10 protein-coding genes and 1 pseudogene are annotated in these 12337 nt (G+C 47.6%); 3 read left to right on the forward strand and 8 right to left on the reverse strand.

Going from position 1 to position 12337, the window contains the following annotated elements; all coding sequences use genetic code 11:
- The 4 genes and pseudogenes from Q1V74_RS05210 to Q1V74_RS05225 form a co-directional block, all read right to left on the reverse strand.
- Positions 1-197 (reverse strand): annotated as a pseudogene (locus tag Q1V74_RS05210) (thiol:disulfide interchange protein DsbA/DsbL); the annotation flags it as partial.
- Positions 198-232: 35 nt separating this feature from the next.
- A complete protein-coding gene (locus Q1V74_RS05215) occupies positions 233-883 on the reverse strand; it encodes an SPOR domain-containing protein (protein WP_260650984.1) in 651 nt (216 codons plus the stop codon).
- Between the two features lie 8 nt (positions 884-891).
- Entirely contained in the window at positions 892-2577 is a 1686-nt protein-coding gene (gene argS, locus Q1V74_RS05220) for an arginine--tRNA ligase (protein ID WP_260650982.1), read from the reverse strand.
- A gap of 134 nt (positions 2578-2711) precedes the next feature.
- Complete coding sequence (locus Q1V74_RS05225) at positions 2712-6284, reverse strand: RHS repeat-associated core domain-containing protein (RefSeq protein ID WP_300647366.1); 3573 nt, start codon at positions 6282-6284, stop codon at positions 2712-2714.
- A gap of 94 nt (positions 6285-6378) precedes the next feature.
- Between Q1V74_RS05225 and Q1V74_RS05230 the strand changes: the two genes are divergently transcribed.
- The gene (locus Q1V74_RS05230; RefSeq protein ID WP_300647367.1) at positions 6379-6732 is read left to right on the forward strand and encodes a DUF1840 domain-containing protein; all 354 of its coding nucleotides are present in this window, start codon (positions 6379-6381) and stop codon (positions 6730-6732) included.
- A gap of 58 nt (positions 6733-6790) precedes the next feature.
- On the opposite strand, the gene leuA is transcribed toward Q1V74_RS05230, so the two are convergent.
- Positions 6791-8482, reverse strand: a complete 1692-nt coding sequence (gene leuA, locus Q1V74_RS05235; RefSeq protein WP_300647368.1) for a 2-isopropylmalate synthase — start codon at positions 8480-8482, stop codon at positions 6791-6793.
- A 278-nt stretch (positions 8483-8760) separates the two neighbouring features.
- Entirely contained in the window at positions 8761-9354 is a 594-nt protein-coding gene (locus tag Q1V74_RS05240) for a hypothetical protein (RefSeq protein WP_300647369.1), read from the reverse strand.
- Between the two features lie 187 nt (positions 9355-9541).
- On the opposite strand from Q1V74_RS05240, the gene Q1V74_RS05245 reads away from it, so the two are divergent.
- Entirely contained in the window at positions 9542-9793 is a 252-nt protein-coding gene (locus tag Q1V74_RS05245; RefSeq protein ID WP_260650996.1) for a (2Fe-2S)-binding protein, read from the forward strand.
- Between the two features lie 93 nt (positions 9794-9886).
- Positions 9887-10369 carry a bacterioferritin gene (gene bfr, locus Q1V74_RS05250; protein WP_260650977.1) on the forward strand — a complete coding sequence of 161 codons (483 nt, stop codon included), beginning with the start codon at positions 9887-9889 and terminating at the stop codon, positions 10367-10369.
- A 32-nt stretch (positions 10370-10401) separates the two neighbouring features.
- Here bfr and Q1V74_RS05255 read toward each other — a convergent pair whose 3' ends face one another.
- Both Q1V74_RS05255 and Q1V74_RS05260 read right to left on the reverse strand, forming a co-directional pair.
- Positions 10402-11073, reverse strand: a complete 672-nt coding sequence (locus Q1V74_RS05255) for a hypothetical protein (RefSeq protein WP_300647370.1) — start codon at positions 11071-11073, stop codon at positions 10402-10404.
- Between the two features lie 109 nt (positions 11074-11182).
- The coding region (locus tag Q1V74_RS05260) for a peptide chain release factor 3 (RefSeq protein WP_300647371.1) at positions 11183-12337 on the reverse strand (1155 nt) is incomplete at its 5' end.

The following is a 12337-nucleotide window of genomic DNA, read 5'->3' on the forward strand; positions in this document are numbered from 1 at the left end:
ACGGCACAATGTGGGCAGCTATACGCAAAGAACTCAAGCACCTCGGTTTTATTTAGGCTATCCGCTGGTATGGCTTGGCCTAGGGTGATGTAAGAGTTAGGGGCGGGCTCTTGAGCCGTAACAGCAGGGCTAATAAGTACGCTAGCAGCTAGTGCTGCCGTTGCTGTCAAGCGACTAAAAAGAGATAAATAAGACATAATGATTCCTGTGACTCCAATAAATAGTGGTATGACTAAGGACGTACCACAGAAGTTTCAATTTTTTCTTTACCTAGGGTCGCTCGTGCTTGATTCATTTGATCGAGCCCATTAAATGGACCCACCCGAACACGGTTAATGGTACCACCGCTGTATTCACCTTTTTGAACAGTCGCATCTAAGCCGAGTAATAATATGCGGGCACGCATGCTTTCTGCGTCTTGAGCAGAGCGAAAAGCGCCCGCTTGTAGGTAATAGGTGGAGGGGGCGGCTTTAGCAACCTGAGTAGTGGTTTTAGGGGCACTTGGCTTAGCGGCATGGGGATTCGGAAGCTGAGCGATTAAATTACCGAGTGCATCTGTAGAGGGGGTAGGGATTGAGGGCGTTGAGGGGGCTGCCACCTGCCCCAGATTTTGTGCGATCTCGGCTTCTTTTCCAATAAAAACGGGTTGATCTAAGGGGGCCATTTCACCATAGAGACCAATATTGGGGTCGGGAGCATGTTGCACATCAGGCAGTAGAATGCGTTCGATTTCTTGACTCGCTTTATCCATGAAAGGCATGGGGGCTTTTGTGACGTAAAGTGCCACGGCCACCGCCGCGGCAAGCCCAATGACTAGCCCAATCAGGATGCCGGAAAACATGCCGGCAGAAGGTTTAGCTGTTGATTTACGACGGGTGGCCATAATGATAATTACATGGTTTTAGGAGCGCTGACGCCGAGCTTATCTAAGCCGTTAGCAATGACTTGTGCAGTAGCAGCCGTCAGGGCGGCGCGAGCGGTTTTTAGTGCGGTGTTCTCTACCATAACGCGCTCGCTGTTATACCAGGCGTGGAAATCCGCCGCACAGTCACGTAGCCAGAACGCCACCTGATGAGCAGCAAGATCCTTGGCGGCTTGGCTTAGCATAGCGGGATATTCAGCCAGACGCTGTAACAATTTGATTTCGCTAGGGGCGGTGAGCAAGCTAAAGTCGGCTTCTGCTAAGGCTTGCTTAGATAAAGCCGTCTGTTTTAAGACAGAGTGTGCTCGAGCATGTGCGTATTGGATATAGTAAACGGGGTTTTCCTCGCTTTTAGAAAGAGCGAGATCAATATCAAATACAAAATCGGAGTCCGCTCGACGCTGAACCAAGAAAAAACGTACCGCATCTAACCCTACCCAATCTACCAAGTCACGTAAGGTCACGTAACTGCCGGCACGCTTGGAGATTTTGACCTCTTCGCCGCCTCGCATCACTTTTACCATGCTGTGTAAAACATAAGCGGGGTAGTCGGCGGGGATCCCCATGTTTAAGCCCTGTAAGCCTGCGCGCACGCGAGCAATTGTGCCATGGTGGTCTGTGCCTTGGATGTTGATTGCGTGATGAAAACCGCGCTCCCATTTAGAAACATGATATGCCACGTCTGGTACAAAATAGGTATAGCCCCCCTCGCGTTTGCGCATCACGCGATCCTTGTCGTCACCAGTGTTGAGCTCTGTGGTGCGTAACCAAAGCGCTCCATCTGCTTCATAGGTATGACCCGCTTCAGTAAGGGCTTTGACTACAGCATCGACGCGACCATCGGTGTATAGTGAGCTTTCGAGGTAGTAATTATCAAAAACCAGATTAAAAGCTTTTAGATCCAAGTCTTGCTCGTGACGTAAATACGTTACGGCAAAGCGACGGATGTCATCGAGATTTTGGATATCACCGGAAGCGGTGACGGGCTCGCCATCCGCAGCAGAAACCGTTTCTTTGGCTAAAAAAGCGCGGGCGATGTCCATAATGTAATCGCCTTTATAGCCATCGGCAGGAAACTCGGGGCTGTCAGGAGCAATACCCTGAGCGCGCGCTTGTACACTAATAGCAAGGTTATCGATTTGGTTGCCGGCATCGTTATAGTAAAACTCGCGGCTAACCTCGAACCCCTGACTACTAAATAAGCGGCATAAGGCATCGCCAAGCGCTGCTTGACGTGCATGCCCCACATGTAAGGGGCCGGTAGGGTTAGCAGAGACAAACTCCACCATGAGTTTTTGTTGGGTAGCTGGCTGATTACCAAAGGCATTGCCTTGAGTAAAAACCTCTGGCAGTACAGCCTGGTGGGCTGCAGGTGTTAAGCGAAAGTTGATAAAGCCTGGGCCAGCGATTTCTGCCGAGGAAATGAGGTCTTTCATGCTGGCATCGGCCAAAATAAAGTCCACAATACTTTGAGCTAGTTCTCTAGGGTTACGCTTGGCCGGACGCGCCAGTTGCATAGCGACGTTGGTTGCCACATCACCATGGGCGGCGACTTTAGGGCGTTCTAAAACAATAGACGGGTTAGCGTCTGGCACCAAAGATTGGACGGCGGCCTGAATGCAGGCGCTGAGCTGTTGTTGTTGCTGAGCAAGCATAGGTTGTTTGAGAGAAAATAGGCAATAAATAAAGGCGAGCGCGTAAGAATACAGATTGGCTCAAGCCCGAACGATTAGGCTTACATCATAACGTGAAACGCGGTTTTGTTCAGTAAGGGTATGTCTGATCGTGTTTACGGCTCTGTAGAAAAATAAGGTTTTAACCATTCGTAATAGGCCTCTAGATCTACTTTGGCCACTCGATTGTGGATTTTTTCTTCTTTTGATAGCGATCTATCTAAAAATGCGCGGACTTGGCGCCGTGCGCCATAGCCATAAGTAGGGTGTAGAAACTGTTTGTTTCGTAAAGAGGGGTGCACGAAAAAAAGGGAATCATAGTTTTCGACGTCACGATCAAACTCTATGAGTAGGCTTTCGTCATGAAGATAGGCCCACTTAGCATCGGAGTTTAAAGGAATTGGATCAAAAGCTAGCCCTTGAGCTCGAGCTTGCCATAGCAGCCACTCTAATGCGATATCGCTTAAAGGGCGGGTATCAGCTTCGGTGGGCTCTGGGTAGCCACCACCTAAATCCCCATGAGCTCCTATTAGACCAATTTCTATAATATTATCTCCAGTGCCAAGAGCGTGTAGAGGAAAGAGGTATCGGTACTCATGCAAGGCGACAGCATGTCCTACCCATTGCCACAAGGGAGATACACTAAAGCTAAAGAGAAAGTTATGGGAGCCAAGTATTCCCATTTGAGTTACGGTGTCCAATAAGCCAATAAAACGGGGTTGAATACACATTTGTACATGATCACCATAGCGATTGGTATAACTAAACAAGCCATTTTTTGTATATTTTAAAACTTGGTTGGCAAAGTGAAGGGCGAGCGCAGAACCACGAGAAAATCCAATAATATCAATGGGAACAACTGTGTGAGGGGCGTTGTGTTGTAAGTAGATGAGATGGCGAATGAGGGCGTCCCATTGTTTTCTTACAATACGTCCAGCGCTGTGGGCGATGAGAGCATCCCAATCAAGGGTTTCAGGGTTACCGGGACCGGCGACGTAATAGCTGGTTTCTTGAGAAGCTTGGTGTAGTTGATGAACTACACTGTTTACCGTGTGATCATAGCGGGTTCCATCAAAAGCAAACAATAATAAGCCCCAAGGGTCAGTATGGTTGAGTGGCTGCTGCTGGCTATAACCATATAGCTGACTGAAAGGGGTCGGTCCAATTGGATCGGGCTCTAAAAAATGTCCTTGTTGAGGCAAATAAGTGCGCAGCAGGTTGTCGTGCCAGTTTGTGCTCATATCATGGTATTGACCTTCGCGTCGTAAATGAAAATCTAGATCACCCGCTTGCTGAGTCGCATAACCAAAGGCATCGTAAGTGGCTGCCCAGCGCAGATTTTGCTCTAAGTCACTGATGATATGCACAGCTCCTAAGTGATCGCTGTGCATAAGTAGTAACTCACCGTCAGGGTGTGCATCATAATCAATCATAGCGATGGGCTGATTATCTAGATAAATATAGCGTCTTGAAATGGGGTGAACCGCATCTGTAGGGAGTTTGGTCTCTAGATGGGTAGTGTATTCAGCAACCAGTTTTTTATTGTGATAAAGAAAAAACTGCTGTTGGTCTTGTGGATAATGTTGTGTATAAATTCTGAAGCCCGCGGCATTATGACTGTTTTTTTGTACAGTTTCCACAGGGTTATGCACAGTATGTAGACGTCCTAAGGCGTTGTATCCCAAAATGTAGTCTTTTTCATCTTGTTGCCATCGAGTTGCCCAACCAGCGGCATCACGTTGAATTAAGGGAGTAGAAGTGGCAGAGTTAGCAGCTAAAAGGCCGCTTTGGCGCCAAGCATAAAAGCGAGGTGAAGGGGCATTGGTTTTTTCTATTACTAGTTGGCGCGACGTATTATAAGCGTAGTGATGGTGCCAACGAGGCTGGGAGGGCAATAGGTCATAGGATTGATGACGTGCGGTGACCAAGCCTTTTTCCTGGCGTTGAAGTTGTTGCCACCAAGCTGTTTGCGTTGTGCCTACATAGATAAAGTGGTGGGGGCCATGTTGCACTTCCAGGCGACGACTTAGGTTTGCATACTCATAGCCTAATGGTATTTTACGAACGACCCATTGTGTATGTTGTTGGCGATTGATCCATTCAATACGTTCGATTTGCTTAGGACCCCAAATGTATTGCAGTACGCCTCCTTCGGGTAGATGGTGCTGCACTAAACGCTGTTGATCATCGTACTCAAACCGCTCCTCATAGTGCCAGTTAATGGGAGTAGAAGAGGAAGGGGGCAGGAGATGACGTTGAATTTTGCGTGAAAGTAATTGCCCTGTCTCATTAAAACGTAAATATTCTTGCTCTGTAGGATGATCAATGACTAGGTGTCGTGGGTGAGGGCGAGAAAGACGTGTTTGTAAGGTCTGTTGTGCATGTTGATAGTCTATGGTTTGTACCTGTCCTTGTGAGTTGTAGTGGACGGTGTGCTGGGTGTTATTTGCCCAATTGATGCGATGTGCTCGTTGACCTTCATAGTGGAGGGTAACTGGCTGCTGATAACTGTTTTGCCATTGAGTGAGTTGCCCTGCGGCATTGTAGTGAAGTGATAAATCAGGCCAGCCGGGTAGCTGTAGGTGCAGTTGAGTGGATTGATCAGGATGGCGTTGCCATTTCATGGCTTGTAATGACACATGATTTTGGCTTTGCGTAAATGGGGGAGGGCAGCCCCAACAACCTGCCCCAGAAACCTCAACAATACGTGGAGGGGTTAAGCTTAAATCAAAGCGGACGTGAGTCAGGCCTTGTGGACCTTGTAGACGAGTTTGGTCTGGAAATTGTGTATCAGGATAGTAGGTACGCACCCACTCATGGGCTTGAGTTCCCATACTAAAGATGACACGGCCTTTTTGATCATAGACCCAGCTACGAACCCGCTTAGGTGGTTGCTGCCAGTGCTGCTGGATACTTTTACCAGTAATTGCCCAAGGGTTACCTTGTTGGTAGTCGGGCTCGGCATGGTAAAGCAGACGGCGCTGATCGGGGTAGGTGACATGGGCTAAGAAAGGCAGTTGCTGTTGTGACGTGGTTTGATAATGGTAATGGATTTCACCAACCGGAGTTTGAACTGCCTGTAAGCGTACAGGGATTTGGTTAGTGTCGTAAATAAAATGCAGTTGGTGCTGATTTTGCTCTACGCTTTGAATCTGATGTATAAGCTCAGGCTGTGTGTGGCGGTGAATAATTAATGGGGGACGTTGGGAAAAGTGGATTTGAGCTAACCAGCCTGATGACTGATGAAACCACCATGACTCTTCGTTAGAAGCGTGCCAGATAATAAATGGGGGTTGGGTTTGTATATCAGTGGGGGGCAAAGAGCGTTGTTGACCATCAGAAAAAGTAATGTGTGATGTTTTTGGGTCAAATTGTGCGTTAAAGTGCAAATGCCATTGTGTGCCTAATGCAGATAAATGAGGCCGTTGAGAGTGGTAATAGCGAATTAAACGCAGGTCAGGCGCTTGCGGGTGTCCGTAGTAGTCGACCTCTTGTAAAAACTTATCACCTGTGTATAGATCCACAGGGTTTAAGGCACTATTGGGGAAAAGCCAGTTTGATGTATTAGTGTGGCTAGGGGCTGCCGTAGAACAATAATGAGGACTAGGGGCTGGCGTGCAGGTATTGGCTTGAGCCGCATATGCAAAAAGATAGATAGTGACATAGATAGCAACAATTAGGCTTCGCATAACTTCTCCTTCTTATTGAGCTTTGTGTTATCTTGAACTCATTACGCAAGAAAAAGTGCGGTTGGTGCTATTTTTGTCTTAGGGGGGAAACCAGATGCTAATTACATTTATCTCAAAAGCCTCGGCGTCCATTTTGATGTTAGGTAAGCATGCGCTACCTGTTTTAGAGGCGGCGGGGAAACGGTTCGAGGATGGGGTATTACCTGAGCGTGGAGTTTTCACCCCTGATCAGTTGCCAGCGGCGATAGCTGGATTAAAGGCGGCGATGGACGAGGCGCCGGTAGTGGATGATGAGGTGAACGAAGACGACCCAGATGCGCCTAAAGTGCCGGCAATGAGTCGCGCAGTGGGCTTTAAACAGCGAGCTTATCCTTTGTACGAAATGCTTGTGGCAGCACAAAAGCAAAGCGTGGATGTGATGTGGGAGCCCGCGGAAACGGCCTGGTAAAAATACGGATAAAAAAAGCCCAAACGATTGTGAGTTTGGGCTTTTTTATTAGGAACCGTTAAATGTTGAGCTTGCCATCATGCTGTAAAGCATGGCGGTTAATAGCGCTTAGGATAGCTTTAAATGATGAAGTAAGGATGTCTTGATGGATACCTACCCCAAAGCCGCTTGGGTTTTCACCAATACGCATTTCTACATAGGTAGCGGCTTTGGTGTCCGTGCCGCTGCCAATGGCATGCTCGGTGTAGTCCATAATTCGGATTGGAATATCCAAAGCATTAATAAAGGCGGCTAACGCGCCCTCGCCTTTACCGTGCAACTTGATGGGCTGCCCTTTTTCTAGCATATCAATTTCAATATCGAATTGCTGGGTGCCGTCTTCGGCTTTAGGCTGGCTAGTGATTTTATGCGTGACGAGCTTCCATGGCCCCTCGGTGCGCAAGTATTCTTTTTCAAAAATACCATAGACCTGCTCAGGGTTGACCTCTTTACCGGTGCTATCGGTAACCGCTTGGATAGCGCGGCTAAATTCAATTTGTAAGCGACGAGGCAAGACTAAACCGTGTTCTTGTTCAAGGAGATACGAAACCCCACCTTTACCGGATTGGCTGTTGACGCGAATCACTGCGTCGTAGCTACGGCCCACGTCGGCAGGGTCAATAGGTAAGTAAGGAACCTCCCATACGGCATCCGGTTTTTGTATAGCAAAGCCTTTTTTAATGGCATCCTGATGGGAGCCAGAAAATGCCGTAAACACAAGGTCGCCGGCGTAGGGGTGGCGGGGGTGAACAGGAATCTGATTGCACTCTTCGACAATGCGGCGTACCTCGTCAATATCGGAGAAATCCAAGCCTGGGTGAATGCCTTGAGTGTAGAGGTTTAAGGCTAAGGTAACTAAACAAACGTTACCGGTGCGCTCACCATTACCAAATAAACAGCCCTCGACTCGATCTGCGCCGGCCATTAAGCCCAGCTCGGCAGCAGCTACCCCTGTTCCACGGTCATTATGCGGGTGAAGACTAATGACAACGCTTTCACGATTATGCAAATTACGGTGCATCCATTCAATTTGGTCGGCGTATAGGTTTGGGGTGGTGGCTTCTATCGTGGCAGGTAAGTTCAATACCATTGGATCTTCAGGGGTGGGTTGCCACTCATCGATGACAGCATTGCTGACTTCTAGAGCAAACTCTGGCTCAGTGGTACTAAAGACCTCTGGGGAGTATTCATAGCGCCATTTGGTCTGCGGATATTTAGCAATCGCAGCTTTGACCATGCGGGTGCCATTGATAGCAATTTGTTTGACTTCTTCTTTTTCCATTTTAAAGACAATGCGACGGAAAGCAGGAGCGCAGGCATTGTACATATGGATCATGGAGGTTTTAGCACCCGCCATCGCTTCGGCAGTACGCTCGATAAGGTCTTGGCGAGCTTGCGTCAAACCGATGATGGTCACATCATCTGGAATGCGGTTTTCGTCGATAAGCTTGCGCACAAAGTCGAAATCGGTTTGTGAGGCAGAAGGGAAGCCAACTTCGATTTCCTTGAATCCGATTTTTACGAGCAACTCAAAAAAGCGTAATTTGCTGGTTACGCTCATGGGTTCAATTAAGGATTGGTTGCCATCACGTAAATCTGTACTCATCCAAATAGGGGGCTGCGTGATGCGTTTGGACGGCCATGTGCGATCGGAGAAGTCTTTAGCAAAAGGGCTAAAGGGAACGTATTTTGAAGCGGGATTGGAAATCATGGATACACCTGTGGGACAAAAAGTAAAACCTTTTCGCCGCCACCTGAACCACAAAAATACTTGAATTGCCGGTGACGGCGTTCAAATATGTGGCTGTGTATATGGCTGCCGGACTGCCACTAGACTCTAGGCCCGGCAACCGGGCGCTAGTAGTAGAGGCAGTAAGGAAAGTGTTTGGGCATACGCACGAGCAGCGACGCAGCGGTAAGCGCTGGTAGTAGGAATGCTGCAGATAGAGGCTGTGCGTGAAATAGTCATGCCACTAATAAAACACAAAATCATAAATGATGCAAGGGTTCTGTGTGTTTTGTTGTGGGCGCAAGATGATTTTGAATTTGTTGTTCTTGTTTTTTTGCTAAACAAATCAAGGCATAACGATTTGCGCCGAGCTGTGCTGTGGTTTGTTGTAAAACGCCGACGGTGATGGGGTGTCGTCGCTGCTGCCAAGCCCAAGAAAGGACATGTGTTGCTGCAGGCGATATTTTTTTTAGTAGTTCCGACAGGTCGGTATCAGAGACAACCTTTTGACTGGCACGTTGACGAGTGTACTGGACGAGGTGAAAAAGCAGATAACTAAACAGTAGAGTGCAAATGATAACCACTGTCCACCAAAAAAAAGGGTTGTACTGTTTGATTAGGGCGGCATCAATGCCTAGGGCTTCAAGCCCTGAGTAATCCAAGGTACGCCCAAAGTGCAAAATACGGTTGATGATGGTCAACCAAAGCACAACGCCAATGAGTACGATAGCAAGCGCCACGGTTTTATAGATAGCGGTCAAACGTAGGATAGTTTGATGAATCGTGATGCGGTCTTTTACCGTAGGAGGGGCAAGTGGCATATCAGTATGAGCAGTCTCTGGGTGCATCATCATAAGAAAAACACAAAAAATAAAAATCGACGAAAGCCATATACAAAAGATATAACGTTGCTCGTGGACTGTCGATGCTTGCGAATTGAAAAGAGAATTCCGTTAGTTATAGTGTTGTTTTTTCACGCTTGTTTATTTTTGTTTTCAGTGGTATGGTTTGTCTTAGCTCAACTAAATGATAATGATTCTCATGTATATTTGTATCTGTAGTGCAATCACGGATAAGCAAATTAAAACCGCAGTAGCCAATGGGGCGTCCACACTTGAAGATTTGCAGTTCGAATTAGGGGTGGCGATTAACTGTGGCCGTTGCGCTGAAAGCGCTATGGAGTTGCTTCCTGTTCCGGAATTTGAACATCATTTACATGCGACGGAAATCACTCGCTCGCGACGTCAGGCAGCAAATGATACTCAACTGACAGCAGCGGTGGTGGCTCAATAAGTGTAATGGGCTCTGCCTGACTGGTGTTTTCGCCTATACTTTAGGGTAGGCCGCCCTATAATGGGGTGAAGACGGCTCTTATCGGAGAACACCATGAAAGGCGATAAACAAGTTATTTCCTACCTGAATCAACAATTAAAAAACGAACTCACCGCCATTAATCAGTATTTTTTGCATGCTCGCATGCTTAATCACTGGGGCTTTGATAAATTAGGTAAAGTCGAATACGACGAGTCAATTGGCGAAATGAAACACGCTGATTTGCTCATTGATCGTATTTTGATGTTAGATGGCTTACCTAACTTACAAGATCTACATAAACTACGTATTGGTGAAGACGTACCAGAAATTTTAGAGTGCGATTTATCCCTAGAAAAGGCGGCACACGCTACCGTCGTAGAGGGAATTAAGCACTGTGAGTCTGTGGGGGATTTTGTTTCACGAGACTTATTGTTACATATCTTAAAAGACACCGAAGAGCATATTGATTGGTTAGAAACCCAACAAGACTTAATTGAAAAAATGGGCTTGCCCAATTATCTGCAGAGCCAAAGTAGCACACCGGCTGAATCCTAAAAAAAGCCTCGGTCAAACCGAGGCTTTTTTGTTTAGAAGGCTTTAGCTGGACAACCTGGAACCCGACCCCATGCATTATGTGGGCCACAATACTTATTACGTGCGTCCCATTTGCAGCTAGGGACTTTTGTAAAGCCTAAGCGATCACATGCTTGAAGCTCACGCTGAAAATCCACTTGCCAGTTAGGGTTAGCGGTAATAGGCAGGGATGGGGCTTGTACTTCTTGAGAGGGGGGCGGGGGTGGTGTCCCGATATCGATGGGCTGGATCACATCATTATTGGGCTCAGAAGTTCTCATCGTATGAGGTGTTAGCGTACCAATTTGCGCTAAGCCCTGTAAGCCGCTAGGACTCACGTGATGGCGTGCAAAATCATTTGTTCTAGTTGAGGCTCCAGAGGCTGTGGCTAAAGCAATTGGAGGGCGCTCAGCTAACAAATCAGTATTGTGATTAATTTCCCATTCGGCAGGCTCAGGGGTATCGGGAACGGCAAGACGACCATCCACGAGTGGTTGCGGCGGAGCGGGTACGTAGGGTTTGCCGTCTGCATCTAGGGTGGGGACGGTATAAAGGTCTTTATACGCATCAAGCACATCCGATTTTAACGGGCCGTTTGCGATAAGCCAGTTGCCTAGTTGCAGCCCACCCCAAATGGAGGCGGCAATAGCAAGAAGCAGAGTGACAATAATAATGCGCCAAGACATAGACTGGATTTAATTAAATAAGAGAATAAAAACAATACTTATATTGTACTGAATACGCAGCGAGAGCATGTGACAGAATCCAACAACTGTCACATGATACGTTAGATAATTAGTGGAAAAGCTGGCCACTATGCTCGCGCATGGTGTGAAATTCAATGTCGGGGTGTAGTTCTTGCGCTACGCGTAGTTGAGCGGGGGAGCTAGCCAAAAAGGCGACGGCATCGACCACGTCATACGCGATGTTGGCCGCGTTGCTATCAATGAATTTTTTTAGTGCGGCGGGGTTTTTAGATGTGACCCAACGTGCCAGATTATAGCGAGACGGGGACATACGAGCGTCTACACCATATTCGTTTTTGAGTCGGTCTGCAACCACTTCGAACTGTAGTTGCCCTACAGCACCAAGTAGCAAGCTACCACCTGTAAGGTGGGGTTTAAAGACTTGGATGGCTCCCTCTTCGCCAAGCTGAGTTAGCCCTGTACGTAGCTGTTTGGTGCGTAAAGGGTCTTTGACTTCCACACTTTGAAAGAGCTCAGGGGCAAAAAAGGGTAAGCCAGTAAACTGTAGGGTTTCACCTTCGGTTAACACATCGCCTAATTGCAATACACCATGGTTAGGAATCCCGATAATATCACCCGCAAATGCTTCTTCGACAAGATCGCGGCGTTGCGATAAAAAAGAAACCACGTTGTTTGGGCGGATTTCTTTGTTGGTGCGAGCGACTTTAAGGCGCATACCACGGGTAAAATGACCTGAGCTGACTCGCACAAAAGCGACGCGGTCTCGGTGAGCGGGGTCCATGTTTGCTTGGACTTTAAACACCATACCGGTGAATTTGTTTTCGGTGGGTTTGACTTCTCGTTGGACGGCTTCACGCGGGCCAGGGGGAGGTGCCATGTCGACGAGTGCATCCAGTACCTCTTGGACGCCGAAGTTATTCAACGCTGAGCCAAAAAACACAGGGGTTTGTTTGCCTGCTAAAAAGGCATGCAAATCAAAATCCGGTGTGGCGGCTTGGATAAGTTCGATTTCCTCTTGTGCTTTGGCGTATTCGGCGCCAAAACGTGCTTCGGTATCGGGATTGTGAAGCCCTGGCAAGATTTCAATATTTTCAGCGCGGTGATCTTTGTTTTTGTTGTCAAACACATGCATTTGGTCTTTGGGTAGGTTAAAAACCCCACCAAAACGTTTTGCCATGCCCACTGGCCAAGAAAACGGGATGGCATCCATGCCTAGGTGATCCTCGATTTCGGATAGCAAATC

Source organism: Paenalcaligenes sp., from assembly GCF_030152715.1.
Classification (GTDB): Bacteria; Pseudomonadota; Gammaproteobacteria; order Burkholderiales; family Burkholderiaceae_B; genus Paenalcaligenes; species Paenalcaligenes hermetiae.